At 72.0% G+C, this 17,250-nt stretch carries 22 protein-coding genes; 9 read left to right on the top strand and 13 right to left on the bottom strand.

The annotated features are described in order from the left end of the window. Window positions 1–248: 248 nt before the first annotated feature. Together ACLJQZ_RS10075 and ACLJQZ_RS10070 are read left to right on the top strand one after the other, a co-directional pair. Window positions 249–1,178 (top strand): YihY/virulence factor BrkB family protein, encoded by a 930-nt coding sequence (locus tag ACLJQZ_RS10075; protein ID WP_326951417.1) that lies wholly within the window; start codon window positions 249–251, stop codon window positions 1,176–1,178. A 39-nt stretch (window positions 1,179–1,217) separates the two neighbouring features. Beyond that, on the top strand, window positions 1,218–2,258 hold the full coding sequence (locus ACLJQZ_RS10070; RefSeq protein ID WP_410619755.1) for an LLM class F420-dependent oxidoreductase: 1,041 nt from the start codon (window positions 1,218–1,220) through the stop codon (window positions 2,256–2,258). Window positions 2,259–2,268: 10 nt separating this feature from the next. Here ACLJQZ_RS10070 and ACLJQZ_RS10065 read toward each other — a convergent pair whose 3' ends face one another. After that, window positions 2,269–2,880: a class F sortase gene (locus tag ACLJQZ_RS10065; protein ID WP_410619754.1), complete on the bottom strand. Its 612-nt coding sequence runs from the start codon at window positions 2,878–2,880 to the stop codon at window positions 2,269–2,271. A 251-nt stretch (window positions 2,881–3,131) separates the two neighbouring features. Here ACLJQZ_RS10065 and ACLJQZ_RS10060 point away from each other — a divergent pair, with 251 nt between their 5' ends. Next, window positions 3,132–4,091: a Ppx/GppA phosphatase family protein gene (locus ACLJQZ_RS10060; protein WP_410619753.1), complete on the top strand. Its 960-nt coding sequence runs from the start codon at window positions 3,132–3,134 to the stop codon at window positions 4,089–4,091. A gap of 50 nt (window positions 4,092–4,141) precedes the next feature. Beyond that, on the top strand, window positions 4,142–4,324 hold the full coding sequence (locus ACLJQZ_RS10055; protein WP_410619752.1) for a hypothetical protein: 183 nt from the start codon (window positions 4,142–4,144) through the stop codon (window positions 4,322–4,324). 72 nt (window positions 4,325–4,396) lie between these two features. Here ACLJQZ_RS10055 and ACLJQZ_RS10050 read toward each other — a convergent pair whose 3' ends face one another. The 3 genes from ACLJQZ_RS10050 to ACLJQZ_RS10040 are packed head-to-tail and all read right to left on the bottom strand — an operon-like array spanning window position 4,397 to window position 7,912. Beyond that, window positions 4,397–6,799, bottom strand: coding sequence for a glycoside hydrolase family 65 protein (locus tag ACLJQZ_RS10050; protein ID WP_410619751.1), 2,403 nt, complete (start codon window positions 6,797–6,799; stop codon window positions 4,397–4,399). Continuing rightward, on the bottom strand, window positions 6,800–7,528 hold the full coding sequence (locus tag ACLJQZ_RS10045) for an HAD family hydrolase (RefSeq protein ID WP_410619750.1): 729 nt from the start codon (window positions 7,526–7,528) through the stop codon (window positions 6,800–6,802). Window positions 7,529–7,537: 9 nt separating this feature from the next. Next, window positions 7,538–7,912 carry an ArsR/SmtB family transcription factor gene (locus ACLJQZ_RS10040; RefSeq protein WP_247054496.1) on the bottom strand — a complete coding sequence of 125 codons (375 nt, stop codon included), beginning with the start codon at window positions 7,910–7,912 and terminating at the stop codon, window positions 7,538–7,540. A gap of 135 nt (window positions 7,913–8,047) precedes the next feature. Between ACLJQZ_RS10040 and ACLJQZ_RS10035 the strand changes: the two genes are divergently transcribed. Next, window positions 8,048–8,548 (top strand): PaaI family thioesterase, encoded by a 501-nt coding sequence (locus ACLJQZ_RS10035; RefSeq protein ID WP_410619749.1) that lies wholly within the window; start codon window positions 8,048–8,050, stop codon window positions 8,546–8,548. Here ACLJQZ_RS10035 and ACLJQZ_RS10030 read toward each other — a convergent pair. Both ACLJQZ_RS10030 and ACLJQZ_RS10025 read right to left on the bottom strand, forming a co-directional pair. Continuing rightward, window positions 8,545–8,871 carry a nuclear transport factor 2 family protein gene (locus ACLJQZ_RS10030; protein WP_410619748.1) on the bottom strand — a complete coding sequence of 109 codons (327 nt, stop codon included), beginning with the start codon at window positions 8,869–8,871 and terminating at the stop codon, window positions 8,545–8,547. The two genes, ACLJQZ_RS10035 and ACLJQZ_RS10030, sit on opposite strands and share 4 nt — an antisense overlap. 51 nt (window positions 8,872–8,922) lie before the next feature. Continuing rightward, a complete protein-coding gene (locus tag ACLJQZ_RS10025) occupies window positions 8,923–9,405 on the bottom strand; it encodes a MarR family winged helix-turn-helix transcriptional regulator (RefSeq protein ID WP_410619747.1) in 483 nt (160 codons plus the stop codon). On the opposite strand from ACLJQZ_RS10025, the gene ACLJQZ_RS10020 reads away from it, so the two are divergent. Continuing rightward, window positions 9,404–9,865 (top strand): pyridoxamine 5'-phosphate oxidase family protein, encoded by a 462-nt coding sequence (locus ACLJQZ_RS10020; RefSeq protein ID WP_410619746.1) that lies wholly within the window; start codon window positions 9,404–9,406, stop codon window positions 9,863–9,865. The two genes, ACLJQZ_RS10025 and ACLJQZ_RS10020, sit on opposite strands and share 2 nt — an antisense overlap. Here the strand turns inward: ACLJQZ_RS10020 and ACLJQZ_RS10015 are convergent. Beyond that, window positions 9,862–10,197, bottom strand: a complete 336-nt coding sequence (locus ACLJQZ_RS10015; RefSeq protein WP_410619745.1) for a hypothetical protein — start codon at window positions 10,195–10,197, stop codon at window positions 9,862–9,864. The genes ACLJQZ_RS10020 and ACLJQZ_RS10015 overlap by 4 nt on opposite strands. Before the next feature lie 209 nt (window positions 10,198–10,406). Then, on the bottom strand, window positions 10,407–11,606 hold the full coding sequence (locus tag ACLJQZ_RS10010) for an ROK family protein (protein ID WP_410619744.1): 1,200 nt from the start codon (window positions 11,604–11,606) through the stop codon (window positions 10,407–10,409). Window positions 11,607–11,707: 101 nt separating this feature from the next. Here ACLJQZ_RS10010 and ACLJQZ_RS10005 point away from each other — a divergent pair, with 101 nt between their 5' ends. Continuing rightward, complete coding sequence (locus ACLJQZ_RS10005) at window positions 11,708–12,448, top strand: DUF427 domain-containing protein (protein WP_410619743.1); 741 nt, start codon at window positions 11,708–11,710, stop codon at window positions 12,446–12,448. A 4-nt stretch (window positions 12,449–12,452) separates the two neighbouring features. On the opposite strand, the gene ACLJQZ_RS10000 is transcribed toward ACLJQZ_RS10005, so the two are convergent. Both ACLJQZ_RS10000 and ACLJQZ_RS09995 read right to left on the bottom strand, forming a co-directional pair. Beyond that, a complete protein-coding gene (locus ACLJQZ_RS10000) occupies window positions 12,453–13,751 on the bottom strand; it encodes a carotenoid oxygenase family protein (protein ID WP_410619742.1) in 1,299 nt (432 codons plus the stop codon). A 4-nt stretch (window positions 13,752–13,755) separates the two neighbouring features. Then, window positions 13,756–14,316, bottom strand: a complete 561-nt coding sequence (locus ACLJQZ_RS09995; RefSeq protein WP_410619741.1) for a hypothetical protein — start codon at window positions 14,314–14,316, stop codon at window positions 13,756–13,758. Between the two features lie 90 nt (window positions 14,317–14,406). On the opposite strand from ACLJQZ_RS09995, the gene ACLJQZ_RS09990 reads away from it, so the two are divergent. Both ACLJQZ_RS09990 and ACLJQZ_RS09985 read left to right on the top strand, forming a co-directional pair. Next, window positions 14,407–14,919, top strand: a complete 513-nt coding sequence (locus tag ACLJQZ_RS09990) for a PadR family transcriptional regulator (protein WP_410619740.1) — start codon at window positions 14,407–14,409, stop codon at window positions 14,917–14,919. Window positions 14,920–15,165: 246 nt separating this feature from the next. Then, window positions 15,166–15,288 (top strand): hypothetical protein, encoded by a 123-nt coding sequence (locus ACLJQZ_RS09985; protein WP_410619739.1) that lies wholly within the window; start codon window positions 15,166–15,168, stop codon window positions 15,286–15,288. Between the two features lie 39 nt (window positions 15,289–15,327). Here ACLJQZ_RS09985 and ACLJQZ_RS09980 read toward each other — a convergent pair whose 3' ends face one another. From ACLJQZ_RS09980 to ACLJQZ_RS09970, 3 genes are read right to left on the bottom strand one after another with little or no spacing between them, the layout of a single operon-like run. After that, a complete protein-coding gene (locus ACLJQZ_RS09980) occupies window positions 15,328–15,630 on the bottom strand; it encodes a cyclic-phosphate processing receiver domain-containing protein (protein WP_410619738.1) in 303 nt (100 codons plus the stop codon). Continuing rightward, window positions 15,627–16,496, bottom strand: a complete 870-nt coding sequence (locus tag ACLJQZ_RS09975; RefSeq protein WP_410619737.1) for a TIGR03564 family F420-dependent LLM class oxidoreductase — start codon at window positions 16,494–16,496, stop codon at window positions 15,627–15,629. Before ACLJQZ_RS09975 ends, ACLJQZ_RS09980 begins: the two co-directional genes overlap by 4 nt. Window positions 16,497–16,514: 18 nt before the next feature. Then, window positions 16,515–17,180 (bottom strand): TetR/AcrR family transcriptional regulator, encoded by a 666-nt coding sequence (locus tag ACLJQZ_RS09970; protein WP_410619736.1) that lies wholly within the window; start codon window positions 17,178–17,180, stop codon window positions 16,515–16,517. Between the last annotated feature and the right edge of the window lie 70 nt (window positions 17,181–17,250).

The following is a 17,250-nucleotide window of genomic DNA, read 5'->3' as shown; positions in this document are numbered from 1 at the left end:
CGGATCTCGCGTGATCAGAGACGTGACTCGCGTGATCGAACCCGGAACTCGCGAGTCACGGTCCCGATCACGCGGGTTACGGGCCTGATCACGCGAGATCCGGGCTGGATCACGCGGGTTACGGGCCGGGTGAAGCGAGATTCGGGTTGGGGCACGTGTGGCCTGGGCCGTGAGGATTCCCCCGCAGTGGTGTCCGGACTGCGGGGGACACCGGCGGATGAGAGGGTCGGCGCGTGCAACGTGGAGCGGTGAAGGCCGTCGTGAGCAGGCCGTTCCGGCGGGCCGGGGCGACCCTGGCGCGGTACCGGGAACGCGACGGTGACCACTACGCCGCCGCGATGACCTTCTTCAGCCTCCTGGCGCTGGTGCCGCTGATCATGGTGGCCGTCTCGGTGGCCGGGTTCGTGCTGGCCGGCGACCGGCTGCTGGCCGCCGAGCTGGACCGGGTCATCGCCGCCTCGCTGCCGCCCGAGCTCGGCGGGCAGGTCACGAACGTCGTGCACACCGTCGTCGGCGAACGCGGGCGGATCGGCATCCTCGCGCTGGCCGTCGCGGTCTACTCGGGCTGGAGCTGGATCAGCAACGTCCGTGACGCCGTCACCGCGATGCTCGGCCAGGAACGCACCCCGCGGCCGCTGCTGCGCGGCATCGCCGCCGACGTCGTGGCGCTCGCCGGGGTCGGGATCGCGATGGCCGTCTCCTTCGGCCTCGCGTCGCTCACCGGTGCGGCCGGCGCGTGGCTGCTCGACCTGATCGGCCTGACCGGCGGCTTCGCGCACGTCGTGCTCGTCGCGGGTTCACTCCTGCTCGGGCTGGCGGCGAACTGGCTGGTCATCGCCTGGTGCCTCGCCCGGCTGCCGCGCCGGGCGCTGCCGCTGCGCTCGACGCTGCGCCCGGCCGGGGCCGCCGCCGTCGGGCTCGGCGCGATCCAGCAGGCCGGCGGCCTCTACCTGCACCTGCTGGGGCGCTCACCGGCCGTCGCGACGTTCGGCACGCTCGTCGGCGTCCTGCTGTTCGGTTACCTGATCGTGCGCTGGCTGCTGATGGTCACGGTGTGGATCACCGTCCGGGACGACCCGCCGGCGGGCACGCTCGGCGCCGACGTCCGGTACGCCGGCACGACGCTCGGGGCCGGCGCGTCGGCGGAGCTGGTGGTCCGCACGCTGACCGGCCGGTAACATCCGCACTAAGCGCTTGCTCACCACAGGAGGACGTCCATGAAGATCGGGACCGCGGTCAGCTACTCCGGAGGCTTCGCCGACAGCGTCGCCGACGTCGTCGAACTGGAGAAGGCCGGCCTCGACATCGTCTTCGTGCCGGAGGCGTACTCCTTCGACGCCGTCAGCCAGCTCGGCTACCTCGCCGCGAAGACCGACCGCGTGCAGCTCGCGTCCGGCATCTTCCAGATCTACACGCGCACGCCGACCCTGACCGCGATGACCGCCGCCGGGCTCGACTTCGTCTCCGACGGCCGCTTCATCCTCGGCCTCGGCGCCTCCGGCCCGCAGGTCATCGAGGGCTTCCACGGCGTGAAGTACGACGCGCCGCTGGGCCGCACCCGCGAGATCGTCGAGGTCTGCCGCCAGGTGTGGCGCCGCGAGCGCGTCGTGCACGAGGGCAAGCACTACACGATCCCGCTGCCGCCCGAGCAGGGCTCCGGCCTCGGCAAGCCGCTCAAGCTGATCAACCACCCTGTGCGGGAGCGGATCCCGGTGCTGCTGGCCTCGATCGGGCCGAAGAACGTCGCGCTCACGGCCGAGATCGCCGAGGGCTGGCAGCCGATCTTCTTCCACCCGGAGAAGGCCGCCGACGTCTGGGGCGCGTCCCTGGCCGAGGGCCAGGCGAAGCGCGACCCGGCGCTGGGCGAGCTGGACACCTACGTCACGGTCGCGCTGGCGATCGGCGACGACGTCGAGGCGCTGCTGGACCACGTGCGCCCGGTGGTGGCCCTCTACGTCGGCGGAATGGGCGCGCGGGGCAAGAACTTCTACAACGACCTCGCCTGCCGCTACGGCTACGAGGCCGAGGCGAAGCTGATCCAGGACCTCTACCTCGACGGCAAGAAGGAGGAGGCCGCGGCCGCGGTCCCGCTGGAGCTGCTGCGCGCGATCTCCCTGGTCGGCCCGGCGGGCTACGTGAAGGAGCGGCTGGCCGCGCTCGCCGAGGCGGGCGCGACGACGGTGATCGTCAACCCGCTGCAGCCGGGCCGCGAGGGCCGGGTGGCGGCGGTGTCGCAGCTGCGCGAGCTGATCGGCTGACCCCGCGTGCTCAGCTGGGCACGGCGTAGACGGCGACGCGCTGGCTGGTGACGCCGGCGCTGTCGAACATCCCGTCGCTGGTGATCAGGCGCAGCTCGGGCCCAGCGCCCTCCGGGGCGATGAGCGTGCTGTCCGGCTCGTCGGGCGGGAAGACCTCCGTGTGGCGGACGGCGAAGCGGGCGTCGTGGCCGGTTTCGTCGCGCACCACGATCTCCGCGCCGGGCATCAGGGTGCCGAGGCCGGCGAACGCGCCGTTCGCGTAGCCGAAGGCGGAGTGCCCGGACAGCACCGCGACGCCCGGGCTGCCCGGCGCCGGACCGTCGGCGAACCAGCCGACGCCGTACGCCGTGCCCGGCTGCTCGCGGCGGCCGCCGGCAGCCCGGCCGAGGTCGACGATGTGGTCGAGCGTCTGGTGCAGGTCGGGGATCCGCAGCCCGGCCGGCGGGGCGCCGGCGGGCACCGCGGCGGGGCGGCCCGGGTCCGGGGCGCCGGCGGGCAGCGAGGTGTCCGGGGTGAGCACGAAGGTGACGCCGACGAGGACGCCGACGAGCCCGGCCACCACGGCGAGCACCACGCCGGCCGGCCGCACGAGCTCGGATCGCCGCTCGGGCCGTTCGCTCACGTTCGCCTGCTCCACACCTGTTCGATGTCTCAACAGTCGCGATCCGCTGAGTGGCGTTACCGAATCGTGTCCAGTGGTGGCGAGGTTCACTCGATTGGGTTATCTGCCTGTGATCCGCGCGTCAGAAAGGCCCGTTGAGAGCGGCAAAATGCGTCAATGTCCGGCACCGTGAGGGGAGATCCGCCAAAATAACTGGTTTCGACCGGTCGGACTGGGGATATTCACCAGGCGGAAGTGAGGTGCGCCGAGCTGTGCGGAAAATCGAAGAGCCGGAAGCGGGCACAGTGGGCGTGCTGGACGTCGGATCGTTCAGCGCCCGGCTGGTGGTGGTGCCGGTCGCCGGCGCGTCCCTCGCGCCGGTGCTCAACCACCAGACACGCCTGCGCCTGGACCGCGAGCTCGACGCCCGCGGCCGGCTGACCGCCCGCGGTATCGCCTCGGTGACCGCCGCCGTCGCGGCCGGCATGACCACCGCCTACCGCCACGGTGTCAGCAGTGTGTACCCACTGGCGACGTCGTCCATTCGCGACGCGGTCAACTCCGCCGACGTCGTCCGGCACGTCGCCGGCGAGACCGGCGTCGAGCTGCAGTTCCTGTCCGGCCGCCGCGAAGCCGAGCTGGCCTACCTGGCCGCGCGCCGCTGGTACGGCCCGAAGGCCGGGCCGCTGCTGATCCTCGACATCGGCGGCGGCACGGTGGAGCTCGCGGCGGGCTGCGGCGAGCAGGCGACGTTCGCTAAGTCGCTGCCGATGGGCGCGCGCTCCCTGACCCGCGACTGGCTGCCGACCGAGCGCGTCTCGGGCAAGCAGGTGAAGGCGCTGCGCGCGTACGCGCTGGACCAGGCCACCGCCGTGCTGGGGGCCGCGGACATCGCGGGCCACCGCACGGTCGGCTGCTCGAAGGTCCTGCAGCAGCTCGCACGGCTCGCGGGCGCCCGGCCGGGCAAGTCCCGCGACCTGCGGCTCGACGACCTGCGCGCCTGCATCCCGCGGCTGGCCGCGATGCCGACGTCGAAGCGGGCCGAGCTGCCGGGCATCTCCCGCAACCGCGCCCACCAGGCCCTGGCGGGCGCGATCGTGGCCGAGGCCCTGCTGAGCGTCGCCGGCGGCCAGGTGACGATCTGCCCCTGGTCCACGCGTGACGGCCTGCTGCTCTCCCTGCGCGACGACGCCGCCAAGGGCCACCGCCGCGGCCGGGTGCAGGTCGCCTGAATCCCGCCGTCCCCTGGTCGTGGCCGGGAAAACCGGGTATCCCGGAAGGTATGAGCCAAACGCAGCGGTCCCACGGCAAGGACGACGAAGACGACGAGCTTCCCCAGCTGCCCACGGCCGGGCAGCTGACGCACGACGTGCCCACCACGCCGGACCCGGACGTCAAGCCGGCCGGCACCGAGGAGATCCCGGACCCACCCGGCCGGGACGCGGTGAGCGACCTCCCGCAGTGACGTCCCCGGATCCGTGAATGGCCCAGTGAGGGACTCAGAGTCCCTCACTGGGCCATTCACGGGCTTGCGAGGTCAGCGGCCTTCGGCGGTGATCGGGTTGGACGGCTCCTCGAACTGACGCAGCTTCGACGTGTCGCGCCGCATCGGAGCGCGGCCCGGTGGCTGGTGCGGCGGGTCGCCCGCGTCGATCTTCGGGATCGCGAACCGCTGGGGTTCGACGGTGACCGTGACGCGCTCGCCGTGGTGCAGCACCTGCAGCGGCTCGCCGGCCAGCACGTGGTAGGTGGCCTGGTCGGGATCGATCTCGACCTGGAACCGCGTGCCGCGGAACATCAGCCGGAAGGTGATCCGGTCCAGCTGCGGCGGCAGCCGCGGCGCGAACGCCAGCGCGCCGCCGTGGTCGCGCAGCCCGCCGAACCCGGCCACCGCGCCCTGCCACGCCCCGGCCAGCGACGCCATGTGCAGGCCGTTGCGGACGTTGTTGTGCACGTCGTGCAGGTCGGTCAGCGCGGCCTCGGCGAGGTAGTCGTAGGCCAGCTCCAGGTGGCCCACCTCGGCCGCCACCACGGCCTGCGTGCCCGCCGACAGCGAGGAGTCCCGCACCGTGCGGGCCTCGTAGTAGGCGAAGTTGCGCGCCTTCTCCTCCATGCTGAACGAGTCCCCGCACATGTGCAGCGCCAGCACGAGGTCCGCCTGCTTCACGACCTGCTTGCGGTAGAGGTCGAAGTACGGGAAGTGCAGCAGCAGCGGGTAGTGCGCGATGTCGGTGCCCTCGTAGTCCCACTCGTCGTGGTCGAGGAACCCCTCCGACTGCGGGTGCACGCCGAGTTCCTGGTCGTAGGGCAGGTACATCGCCGCGGCGGCGGCGCGCCACGTGTCGAGCTCGACGGTGTCGACCTCGAAGTGGGCCGCGATGTCGGGGTGCCGCTCGCACGACGCCGCGGCCGCCAGCAGGTTCCGGCGCGCCATCAGGTTCGTGTAGACGTTGTTGTCCGCCACCGCCGAGTACTCGTCCGGCCCGGTGACGCCGTCGATGCGGAACGCGCCGTGCCGGTCGTGGTGCCCGAGCGATGCCCACAGCCGCGCGGTTTCCAGCAGCAGCTCGACGCCGTAGTCGCGCTCGAACTCCTCGTCGCCGGTCGCGTTGAGGTAGCGCAGCACGGCGTCGGCGATGTCCGCGCTGACGTGGAACGCCGCCGTGCCGGCCGGCCAGTAGGCCGAGCACTCGGCGCCGTTGATCGAGCGCCAGGGGAACGCCGCGCCGCGCAAGCCCAGCTGGTGCGCCCGTTCCCGGGCTTTGTCCATTGTGGAGTGCCGCCAGCGCAGCGCGTCGCGGGCGGCGTCCGGCATCGTGTAGGTGAGCACCGGCAGCACGAACGACTCGGTGTCCCAGAACGCGTGGCCGTCGTAACCCGGGCCGGTGAGGCCCTTGCCCGCGACCGCGCGGCTTTCCCCGCGGGCACCGGCCTGCAGCAGGTGGAACAGCGCGAACCGGACGGCCTGCTGCAGCTCGGGGTCGCCGTCGATCTCGATGTCCGAGGTGGCCCAGAACTCGTCCAGGAACTCGCGCTGCTCGGTGAGCAGGCCCTTCCAGGTGGTCTGCCGGGCCCCGGCCAGCGCGGCCTCGACCTGCGAGCGCAGCGCCGGCACCGAGCGCTTCGCCGACCAGCCGTAGGCGAGGAACTTCGTGATCCGCAGCCGCCCGCCCTTGGGGACGTCGACCGCGACGGTGAGCCGCGCGAGGTCCTCTTCGGAGTGGATCCGGGCGCGGATCCCGTCGTCCACCTCGATCTTGTGGTCCATCGCCGCGGCCATCCGCAGCCCGGAGCGGCGGGTCTGGTGCACCAGCACGGCGTTGTAGTCGGTGGCGCGGTGGAACTCGCCCACCAGCGGCGACTCCAGCGCCGCGGCCACCCGCGGGTCCCGGGTGTCGGACTCGATCGGCTCGTTGGCCAGCAGGTCGGACTGCACGACCAGCTGCAGGTCCTCGTCGAGCGGCTCGACCTCGTAGCGGATCGCGGCGATCGCGCGCTGGGTGAACGACACCATCCGCTCGGTGCGCACCCGGACCCGGCGCCCGGTGGGCGAGGACCACTCCGTCGTCCGGGTCAGCGTGCCGCGGCGGAAGTCGAGCACCCGGTCGTGCGCGGTCGCCGCGCCGTAGCGCATGTCGAGCGGCTCGTCCTCGACCAGCAGCCGGATGATCTTGCCGTCGGTCACGTTGACGACGGTCTGGCCCTCTTCGGGGTAGCCGTAGCCCGCCTCGGCGTACGGGAGCCCGTGCTCCTCGTAGAAGCCGTTGAGGTAGGTGCCGGGCAGGCCGCGCGGCTCGGCTTCCTCGAGCGTGCCGCGCAGCCCGATGTGGCCGTTCGACACCGCGAACGCCGATTCGGTGCGCTGCAGGGCGTCGACGTCCATGCCGCGCCACCGCAGTTCCCACGGCGAGCACTCGTACCCGCGTGGTTCGTCGCTCATTCAGTCCTCCAGCAGTTCGGCGAGGTCGTCGACGACGACGTCGGCGCCGCGCGCGCGCAGTTCTTCGGCCTGGTCGGCCCGGTTGACGCCGACGACGTACCCGAACCCGCCCGCCTTGCCGGCCTGGACGCCGGACTGGGCGTCCTCGAACACGGCGGCGTGTTCGGGCTTGACCCCGAGGGCTTCGGCGCCGGCCAGGAACGAGTCCGGCGCGGGCTTGCCCTTGAGGTGCTGCTCCCGGATGGTGAGGCCGTCGACGCGGGCTTCGACGTACTTGCTCAGGTCACCCGCGTCGAGCACCTTGGCGCCGTTCGCCGACGACGTCACGACGGCGATCCGGAGCCCGGCGGCCTTGACCGCTTCGAGGTAGCGGATCGAGCCGGGGTAGGGGCTCACGCCGCGTTCGTCGATGATCTTCAGCACCAGCTCGTTCTTGCGGTTGCCCACGCCGTTGACGGTCGGGGCGTCGACCGCGTCGTCCGGGTCGCCGTCCGGCAGCTCGATCCCGCGCGACCTCAGGAATTCACGCACCCCGTCGGCGCGGGGGCGGCCGTCCACATAGGTCGCGTAGTCCTTGTCCGTGAACTCCTGGAACCCGGCGCCGTCGCGGGCGCGCAGATATTCGTCGAATGTCCGTTTCCAGGCCTCACGGTGGAGAACCGCAGTTCCGGTCAGCACCCCGTCGAGGTCGAAAAGGCACGCGGTGATGGTTTCCGGCAATCCCGTCATGCCCGCACGCTACCGGTCATCGCCGGGGTTCGCGGGCTCTTCGGGGTGCGGTCGCACCCGATGGATGAGTTCGTGCACGGTGGCGTCGGCGAGCCGGTAGCGCACCACCCGGCCGGTGCGCTGCGTGGTGACCAGCCCGTGCGCCCGCAGCAGCCGCAGGGCCTGCGAAACCGCCGTGTCCGTCATGCCCGTGACCGCGGCCAGGTCGGTGACGCTGATCTCACGCGCGTAGTGGATCGAGACGAGCAGCGCGAGCCGCGAGGGGTCGGCGACGACGGAGAAGCGCTGGGCCCATTCGGCGATGACGGCGCGGTCGCCGAGCCCGTCGGCCGCCGCGGCCACCCGCTCCGGGTCGATCAGCTTGCGGCCGGGGTCGGTGCTCACCCCCGGATGATTCCACCTGGGGTCCGGGCGGACCACCGGTGGCCTGGGTCACGTGCCGCTTGACGCTGCCGGGGGGTTCGGACGACGCTGTCGGATTAAGACGCTTGTCATAGTCCGCTCGCCCGAGGAGTCCAGATGACCGATGTCGCCGCCGAGACCCGCTCGAAGACGATCACCTGGCAGGACCCGCTGGCGACGGCCCGGCTCGGCCTGACGATGACGGGTTTCGAGTACCTGACGGCCATCGCCGAGGGCCGCATCCCCGGCCCGCCGATCGCCGCGCACTTCGGGCTGCGCTGGGAAAGCATCGGCCACGGCGAGGTCGTCGCGGTCCTGGAGCCGGACGAGTCGATGTACAACCCGATCGGCATGGTCCACGGCGGCGTCGCGGCCACGATGCTGGACTCGGTGGTCGGCTGCGCCGTGCACTCGACGCTGCCGGCGGGCGTCGGCTACTCGTCGGTGGAGCTCAAGGTCAGCTACCTGCGCGCGATCCACGCGGGCCGCGGCGAGATCCGCGCGACCGGCCGCGTCGTGAAGGAGGGCTCGCGGATCGCCTTCGCCGAGGGCGAGATCCGCGACGCCGAGGGCAAGCTGCTCGCGACGGCGTCGGGGACCTGCGTCATCACGCGCTAGCGGGCTTCCTTGACGTCCCAGTGCTCCACGAGCAGGCCGTCTTCGACGCGCAGGATGTCGACGACGGCGTAGGTGCTCCCCGGCAGCCGGACGCGCAGGTGCACCGCGACCAGGTCGTGCTCGGCGACGACGTGCTCGATCGTCGTGGTCCCGCCCATCAGCGGCGAGTTCGCCACGGCTTCGGCGAACGCGTCACGGCCGGAGGGTAGGCCGGGGCTGTGGGTGACGAAGCCGGGGTGCAGTACGGCTTTCGCGGCGTCGATGTCCTTGTGCACGAACAGGTTCTCCATACAGGTCACGACGATCTCGCGGGTTTCGCTCATGGCGTTCATGGTCGGCTTTCCGTGGGCGGCCGTCGATTACGCCGGAGGTAATCACCTCGGGGGCCGGACCCGGCGGCCGCGGATCGCGTCGTCGCCGCCGTAGCGGCCGATGATCGCGGCCAGGAGCTTCCGGGTGTCCTCGACGCGGTCGGCGCCGTAGCCGGCGACCAGTTCCTCCTGGAGGTCGCCGCGCACTACCCGGGTCGCTTCGACGGCGTTGTGGGCGTGTTCGGTGAGGTGCAGCAGTTTTGTGCGCGCATCGGCCGGATCGGGCTCGCGGCGGACCAGCCCCCGGCGTTCGAGGTCGGCGACGGCCTTCGACGCGGCCTGCTGCGTCACCCCCATCCGCTCGGCCAGCGCGGTGATGGACAGCGGCGCGGCCAGCACGTGCTGGATGACGACGCCGTCGTTGAAGCGCAGGTCCCCGAAGCCCTGCCCGGCCAGCCGCCGCTGGACCTCGTCGGTCAGCGCCCAGCCGGCGAAGAGGGCGGTGAGTGACAGATCGAGGCTGTCTGCCGTAGGATGCACAACCATGGTTGTGAAATCTAGCAGAGTTCCGGCCGAGCTGGCCGGGGAGTTCGTCCGCGTGGCGCACCGGATCGTCTGGTGCACGATGGTGACGGTCGACCGCCGCGGCCGGCCGCGGTCCCGGGTCGTCCACCCGATCTGGGAACGGGCGCCGGAAGGCCTGGCCGGCTGGCTGTTCACCCGCCCGACGCCGTTGAAGGTCGCGCACCTGACGGCGTCGCCGTACGTGTCGTGCTCGTACTGGGACCCGCAGCACGAAGTGGCGGTGGCGGAGTGCCGCGCGGACTTCGCCGACGACGAGGCGACCCGCGAGTACCTGTGGGACCTGTTCGCCTCGACGCCGGAGCCGCTGGGCTACGACCCGAAGATCCTGGGCGGCGAGGACCACCGGGACCCGAAGATCACGGTGCTGCGCTTGACACCGTGGCGGGTCTCGACGGGCGGCGAAGCTTGGCGCGCGGCTTAGAACAGCGTCAACTGCCCGGGCGGCGGGCGCCGGCGGGCGTCGCGTGCGGCGCAGCGCCCGCAGGTCACTTCGTCGTCCGTCGGCCGCAGCCCACGGTAGTCCCAGCTGTTGAGGCCCGTGCCGCAGGCGGGCAGCCAGTCGCCGGTGACGAGGTGCACCGTGCCCGCCGTGGTCCGGCCCCGATCCCCGGCGTGGGCGCGACGCCACGTCGGCGGCGGCCCCGGGGGAGTTTCGGCCGGGCGGTGGTGGGTGAGCCGGTTTCGGAACGCGGCCAGGGGTTCGCGTCGCGGGGACAGCGTGAACAGGGCGGGCGGATCGGCCTCCGGATCCATGGAGTCCACGGTCGCAGGCGGTCCCGCCGATCGGCTACCGCCATCCCGGGCACCGCGGACCGGGTGTCGCGGAGCGGGTGTCGCGCCGGCCGAGCCCGCGACTGCGAGATCGCCGCATAGCCGTGAAGGTGCCCCTCACGGCTTGTAAGTCCTGAAGGTGCCCCTCACGGCTTATACATCCCTGAGGGTGCCCCTCACGGCTTTGAACGTCAGGCAGCCCCGACACGGCGCTCGAAGACCAGGCCTTCGGCCGCCCGCAGGCCCACGCTGATGGCGCCCGTCAGGACCGCGTCTTCGCCCAGCTCGCCCTGGACCACCTTCGGCACCAGCGGCGTGAACGCGCGCAGGGCCCGGTCGATCGGCTCCAGCAGGAGGTCGGCCGCCGTGCCCATGCCGCCGCCCAGGACGATCAGTTCCGGGTCGATCACCGCCGCCACCGAGGCCACCGTGTACGCCAGGCGATCCGCTTCCGTCTCCACCGCGCGGCGGGCGAGCTCGTCGCCTTCGCGGGCCAGGCGGAACACCTCGCGGGCCGATTTCGCGGTGCCCAGGCCGAGTTCGCGCGCGCCGCGGACGACCGACTGGGCCGCCGTCGCCTCTTCGAGGTGGCCGCGGGTGGGCGGCAGACCCGGGGAGTCGGCCGCGCGGGTGCGGCCGTACGGGAGGTAGCCGATCTCGCCCGCCGCGCCGGTGGCGCCGCGGAACACCCGGCCGTCGACCATGATGCCCATGCCGACGCCGGTGCCGATCGTGATGCAGCCGAACACCGACACACCCCGCGCGGCGCCGCTTTCGCCCTCGCCGACGGCGGTGAGGTTCGCGTCGTTCTCCACCACCAGGCCCGGGCCCAGCGCGGCCTCGAGGTCGTCGATCAGCCCGGCCCGGCCCCAGCCCGGCAGGTTCGGCGCGTGCCGGAAGCAGCGCTTGTCCGGGTCGGCGACGCCGGGGGAGCCGACGACGCGGACAACGATGTCGGCCGCCGTCAGGCCCGCCTCGGCGACGGCGTCGGCCGCGATCCGGCCGACCGTGGCGACCAGCGTCGCGCCGGAGCGGGCGGAGTTGCGTTCGTCGCGGCGCGCCACGAGCGTCCGGCCGAGGTCCGACACGGCGACGCGGATGTGCTCGCGGCCGATGTCGACGCCCAGCACGTACCCCGCGGTCGGGTCGGCTTCGTACAGCACGGCTGACCGCCCGGTGCCGGTGGAGGTGTGCCCGGTCGGGCGCGCCAGCCCGGCCGCCTCGAGCGCGAGCAGCGCCTGGCTGACCGTCGGCTTCGAGAGCCCGGTGTCCTTCGCGACCTGCGGCCGCGTCGCCGGGCCGCTGCGCCGCAGCAGGTCCAGCACCGCGCGCTGGTTGATCTTCCGCATCCCGGCGGGGGTGCCGACCGTGGGGATTTCTACGCCGGCCACCGGTGCCCGCCTCCTGTTGTCCTCGTGCTCACTGCCAACCTAACCGCCGCGCCGCCGCCGGGGACGGGAATTCCGCCGGAAGGCCGTCCGTTGAGCCGACCATGAGCACTCCGGTACGCGGGCGGGTCCGCGTGGCACAAGGCGCGAAGCGGGTACGGGTGTTCCTCGGCGGGCAGAACGTCGCGGACACGGTGCACCCCCTCCTGGTGTGGGAAGTTCCGTACTACCCCACGTACTACTTCCCACGCGCGGACGTGGAGAGCGGCCTCCTCACTCCCTCCGGGCGGACGTCGCACTCGCCCAGCCGGGGAGAAGGTGTTCTGTCGACGATAAAGGTTGCCGGGTCCGAGGCGGTGGACGGCGCGCTGGAGTACCCGGATTCGCCCATCGAGGAGCTGCGCGGCCACGTGCGGTTCGACTTCGCCGCGTTCGACTGGTTCGAGGAGGACGAGCAGATCTTCACCCACCCCCGCGATCCCGGGGTGCGCGTCGACATCCTGCCCAGCTCCCGGCACGTCCGGATCGAGGTCGACGGCGTGACCGTCGCGGACACCGTCCGCGCGCACCTGCTGTTCGAGACCAACCTGCCCACCCGGTACTACCTGCCGCGCGTGGACGTCCGGATGGACCTGCTCGAGAAGACCGGAACCGTGACGCACTGCCCGTACAAGGGGGCGACGGAGTACTTCTCGGTGACCGGGCACGAGGACCTCGCCTGGAGCTACCCGACGCCGTTGCCGGAGAGCACCCGCGTCGCCGGGCTGGTCGCGTTCCTCGACGAGAAGGTCGACGTCTACGTGGACGACGTCCTGCAGGAGCGGCCCAAGACCAAGTTCGCCTGACCGCTCACGCGTCCGGCAGCCAGTTCCCGTGGAACCCGGCGGGCACCCGCTGCGGCAGGTGGACGACGGCGACCGGCGCGGCGGCGACGTCCCCGGCGTCGAAGACCACGAGGTCGCTGCGGTCTTCGGCGGCGTCGTAGACGTAGGTGAGCAGCCAGCCGTCGCCGCCCGCGGCCGGGACGAACACGGCCTCGCCGGGGGTGTGCCCGGGCGCGAAGACGTGCTGCTCGACGGCGCCGGTGTGCAGGTCGTGGCGGCGCAGGAAGCTCTGCTCGCCGTCGCGGCCGCCCTGCGTGACGTGCCCGAACCGGACGTCGGAGCCGGCGAACCGGTCGTCGATGCGGGGGAACTCGGCGGGCCGCTCGTCGAGGCGTTCTTCAGTGACGCGGCCGGTCGCCGGGTCGAGCGTCCAGCGCCACAGCACGCCGCGCGCCGGGTCGTGCCCCGCCCACCACAGGTGGTCGTAGCGGACGACGTGCACCACGATCCGGCCGTCGGCGGTGTCGTGCGCGTTGAGCGTGTGGAAGACGTAGCACGGCTCGACGTCGAACCAGCGGACGCCGCCGGCCGGGTCGTCGCGGCGCAGCACGCCGAGGCGCGCGCCGTAGCCGGCGTCCCAGCGGTAGGGCATGCCCTGGCCGACCGACGCCGGGTCGAACACCACCGGCAGGTCGTAGAACACGGCGTGCGACGCGGTGAGCGCGAAGTCGTGCATCATCGTCAGGCCCGGCACGTCGATCGGCTGCTTGAGGACGAGCTTCCCGCTCGCGTCGGCGCGGTAGTAGCTCACGTGCGGCGCGGTGATGCTGCCGTAGCCGAAGAAGTGCAGTTCCCCGGTGGTGGGGCAGATCTTCGGGTGCGCGGTCATCGAGTCGGCCAGTTCGCCGCCGAAGTCGTACGCGCCCACGGTGTCCAGCTCGGTCGTGATCTCGTACGGCAGCGACGACTCGACGAGCGCGAGCGTCCGGCCGGCGTGGTTGACGACGTGCGTGTTGGCCGTGCTGGTGCGCAGGTTCCGGGAGCCGTCGGCGTTGTAGAGCGCCGAGTCGTCGTCGCCGAAGCTTTCAGTGCGGACCCAGCGGTTGCGGTACCAGGCGGCGCGGCCGTGCTCGAGGCGGACTCCGTGGAGCATGCCGTCGCCGGTGAACCAGTGCTTGCTGTCGGTGCGCGGGTTGGGGCCGTTGCGCAGGTACCAGCCGGTCAGCTCGGGCGGCAGCGCGCCGGTCACCGGCAGGTCGAACGCGGTCAGCTCGTCGTGGACGGGCGCGTACGCCCCGGTGAGGTGGAAGTCGGTGGTGGTCATCGGGTCACGCGGCTTTCTGCGCGCGGGCGCGGACGATGCGCGGGTAGCGGACGGTGAAGGCGACGGGGACGGCGAAGCCGAGGACCTTGAGCACGATCAGCGCCGCCGTCGCGTGCGGGGCGTAGTTCAGCAGCGCGATGCCGGCGAGGCCGGTGACGGTGAAGCTCACGGCCCACACGAGCGTGATGATCAGGTTGACGCGCTTGAAGCCCGGGTTGTCCCACAGCTCCGGCGGCGTCATCGTCTTGGCGATGCCGAGGGTGAACGGGCGGCGCAGGAGGATCGAACCCCAGGCGGTGAGCGCCAGCCAGGCGTCGGTGAGCGCGCCGGTGTAGGTCTTCAGCGGCGACGCCGGGAAGCCGAACGCGACGACGGTGAGCAGCGCGAAGAAGGCGAGCGCGCTCAGCTCGATGATCAGCGTGGCCGCCTTGCGTCCTTCGCGGCGGGCCACGGCGAGCAGGACGGCGGCCAGGACGAGCCCGGTGAGGGCCGACCAGCGCCAGTCGAACCGGGTCGCGACGACCGCGAAGGCGATCCACGGGATGAAGCTCTTGAGGTAGTTCATGGCCGGTCTCCCCATGACGTTCCAACTATGACATGTCGAAGTTAGAGGGTCATCATTGAACATGTCAAGAGTGGAAGGTAAGATGAGGACATGAGCCTTCGACACGCGGTGCTCGGCATGCTGGACGAAGCGCCGGCCAGTGGTTACGACCTGCTGAAACGCTTCGAGCAGGCGATGTCCAACGTGTGGGCGGCGACGCAGAGCCAGCTGTACGGCGAACTCGGCAAGCTCGAGAAGGCGGGCCTCATCCGGGTCCTCGCCGAGGGCCCGCGCGGGCGCAAAGAGTACGAGATCACCGAGGACGGCCGCGTCGAGCTGCGGCACTGGCTGGTCGAGGTGAAGCCCAACCGGTCCCCGCGCAACGAGGTCCTGCTGCGCGTCTACTTCCTGGGCTCGGTGTCGCCGGAGAAGGCGAAGGAGTTCATCGAGTACATGGGCGAGAACAGCCGCCGGCGCGAAGAACGCCTCACGGAGCTGGAAGCGTCGATCGACTGGGGCGACGACAACGAGGCCCAGTACGGCCGCCTGGTCCTGGAGTGGGGCAAGCGCTTCTCGGCGATGAGCCGCGAGTGGTCCGAATGGGCCGTCAAGCAGATCGAGTGACCCGCGTATAACGCCCTACACGGCACCCCGCAACCGTGTCGACCCCGCAATCACGCGAGCCGACCCTCCAGGCACGCGGGCCGACCCTCTGGGTACGCGAGCCGACCCTCTGGGTACGTGAACCGACTCCCTGGATACGCGAGCCGACCCTCTGATACGTGAACCGACCTGTTCGGACCGGCGATCAAGCCGCGCGGCGACCGCGAGCACGGCTCCGACGTCGGCTGACCCACCCGGCGCACTCGCTTGCGTCGTCCAGAGCTGGGCCGCTCCCTGGCCGATCCGGCGGACATCGCCGAGCTGGGCGCGGCGCTGAACCTCTTCCCGGAAGCGACCCACCTCCCCGCGCCGCTGGCCCGAAAGCCGTGAAGGCCTCCTTCCCGGCGCTAAGAGCCGGTAAGGAGTCCTTCACGGACTTTGCCGGCGCGGCCTTACGGGGCGGACGCCGGGGCCGTAGCGGCGCGCCATGCCGGTGAGCCACTCGCGGCCGACCGGGTTCGCGGTGTGGACGTGCACCACCGCCGGCCAGCGGTCGTGTTCGCACAGCCAGCGCACGACCGGGCGGGTCGTGTCGTCGCCGCCGAGGTCGTGGTCCAGCGAGATCGCGGCGAACTCGGCCGCCGCGAGCAGCTCGATCGCCTCCGCGCTCGACTTCGCCCAGGTCCAGCCGGCCGGCGCCGGGCGGAGGTCGTCGACCCAGAGGCGGCTCACGACGCCAGCAGTTCGCGGGTGCGGGCCTGGTCCGCCGCCGAGCCGAAGGGCATCACCAGCAGTTCCGTCGCGCCCGCGTCTTCGAGGGCTTTCACCTGGCGCCGCACGGTTTCCTCGTCGCCGATGATCGCGCTGTCGGACGCTTTCGCGTAGCCGTCGCGGTCCAGGACCGCGCGGTACGCCGGGACGCTCGCGGCGGCGCCGTAGGTCTCCTCGACCCAGGCCCGGCGTTCGTCCACTTCGGACGTGACGCAGATCAGCTGCCCGGAGACCACGCGCGACGCGGTCCCCAGCGCCGGCACCACGAACTCGCCGATGGCCCGCGGGCCGGCCCAGGTCGTGATCACGCCGTCGGCGAGTTCGCCGGCCAGCCGCGTCGACTTCGGGCTCACCGAGCCCACCAGCACCGCGGGCCGCGCGGCGCCGGGGGCGTTCACGCCGCCCGCCGCGGTGAGCGTCTCACCGTGGACGTCCGCCTTTTCCCCGCGCAGCACCGGGTTCAGCGCCTGGAGGTACTCGCGCAGGTGGCGGATCGGGCGGTCGTAGGAGTAGCCGAACTCGTGCTCGACGATGTACCGGTGGCTCAGCCCGACGCCGAGGTGGACCGGCACGCCGGTGGCGGCCTGCACGGTCAGCGCCTGCGCGGCCATGGTGATCGGGTGCCGCGGGTAGGTCGGCACGACGCAGGTGCCCAGCTCGATCCCGGGCGCGGCGGCGCCGAGCGCGGGCAGCGCGGTGAGGGCGTCCCAGCCGCCGCGTTGCGCCAGCCACAGGGTCTGGTAGCCGAGCTTCGCGGCTTCGCGTGCTTGCGCGGTCATGGCGTCGAAGCCGACGCCGAGCTCGTCGATCAGGATTCCGGTGCGCATGTGTGTTCTCCCAGTGTTTCAGTACGCGCGTTCGAGCCGTTTCCGGTCGAGCGCGACGGATTCGGTGAACAGGGCGATGGCCCGCGGCGCGACCGCCCGCAGCTGCGTCGTCGAGACGGCCACGGGTTCGAAGGCGTGGGAGACGGTGTCGGCGATCAGCGCGGGCTCCGCCGGGGGAGCGCCGACGAGGAAGCCGTGCAGCACCGCGCGGTAGGCGACGGCGAGCTCGCGGGCCGGCCGGTCGGTGCGGAGCAGGTCGTTTTCCGCCAGCAGTTCGAGGTACTCGACGAACGCCTCGTCGTGGCGCGGGTCGAGCTTGTCGTGCAGCTTCGGCAGGAGCTTGCCGAGCGTTTCGGTGTCGTCGACGTACCCGGCGCGCAGCAGCGGGCGGGCCAGCACGTTCGTGTACTGGACCTCGGTCAGCGTGGCGAGCCGCGCGGCGAGCGGGTCGGCTTCGAGTGCCCGCACGAGGTCTTCGATGCTGCGGACGGACTCCCGCAGCAGGACGGCGAGGAACAGCTCCTCGCGGTTCTTCCAGTGCAGGTAGACGGTCCCCTTGCCGACGCCCGCGCGCTCGGCGACGTCCTCGATCGTGGTGCGCCGGTAGCCGGCGCGCAGCAGCAGCTCGGCGGCGGCGTCGAGGATCCGCTCGGCCCGTTCGGCGCGGTCTTCGGCAGGAGGCATGCTGCCATCGTATGACCAAATACGAAATCTGGTCAAACGTCAGACCGGGAAAACGGCGAGGCGCAGGGCA

The organism is Amycolatopsis sp. cmx-8-4 (assembly GCF_046548675.1).
GTDB lineage: Bacteria > Actinomycetota > Actinomycetes > Mycobacteriales > Pseudonocardiaceae > Amycolatopsis.
The sequence above is the reverse complement of the archived record's forward strand: the minus strand, read 5'-3'. Positions and strand labels throughout refer to the sequence as shown.

Coding starts and splice junctions, on each gene's coding strand:
- ACLJQZ_RS10035 (WP_410619749.1), top strand. CDS start 8,048: ATGACCGATGTCGCCGCCGAGACCCGCTCGAAGACGATCACCTGGCAG.
- ACLJQZ_RS09995 (WP_410619741.1), bottom strand. CDS start 14,316: ATGAACTACCTCAAGAGCTTCATCCCGTGGATCGCCTTCGCGGTCGTC.
- ACLJQZ_RS09970 (WP_410619736.1), bottom strand. CDS start 17,180: ATGCCTCCTGCCGAAGACCGCGCCGAACGGGCCGAGCGGATCCTCGAC.
- ACLJQZ_RS10005 (WP_410619743.1), top strand. CDS start 11,708: ATGAGCACTCCGGTACGCGGGCGGGTCCGCGTGGCACAAGGCGCGAAG.
- ACLJQZ_RS10045 (WP_410619750.1), bottom strand. CDS start 7,528: ATGACGGGATTGCCGGAAACCATCACCGCGTGCCTTTTCGACCTCGAC.
- ACLJQZ_RS10025 (WP_410619747.1), bottom strand. CDS start 9,405: ATGGTTGTGCATCCTACGGCAGACAGCCTCGATCTGTCACTCACCGCC.
- ACLJQZ_RS10000 (WP_410619742.1), bottom strand. CDS start 13,751: ATGACCACCACCGACTTCCACCTCACCGGGGCGTACGCGCCCGTCCAC.
- ACLJQZ_RS10020 (WP_410619746.1), top strand. CDS start 9,404: ATGGTTGTGAAATCTAGCAGAGTTCCGGCCGAGCTGGCCGGGGAGTTC.
- ACLJQZ_RS09975 (WP_410619737.1), bottom strand. CDS start 16,496: ATGCGCACCGGAATCCTGATCGACGAGCTCGGCGTCGGCTTCGACGCC.
- ACLJQZ_RS10015 (WP_410619745.1), bottom strand. CDS start 10,197: ATGGATCCGGAGGCCGATCCGCCCGCCCTGTTCACGCTGTCCCCGCGA.
- ACLJQZ_RS10050 (WP_410619751.1), bottom strand. CDS start 6,799: ATGAGCGACGAACCACGCGGGTACGAGTGCTCGCCGTGGGAACTGCGG.
- ACLJQZ_RS09990 (WP_410619740.1), top strand. CDS start 14,407: ATGAGCCTTCGACACGCGGTGCTCGGCATGCTGGACGAAGCGCCGGCC.
- ACLJQZ_RS10055 (WP_410619752.1), top strand. CDS start 4,142: ATGAGCCAAACGCAGCGGTCCCACGGCAAGGACGACGAAGACGACGAG.
- ACLJQZ_RS10030 (WP_410619748.1), bottom strand. CDS start 8,871: ATGAGCGAAACCCGCGAGATCGTCGTGACCTGTATGGAGAACCTGTTC.
- ACLJQZ_RS10070 (WP_410619755.1), top strand. CDS start 1,218: ATGAAGATCGGGACCGCGGTCAGCTACTCCGGAGGCTTCGCCGACAGC.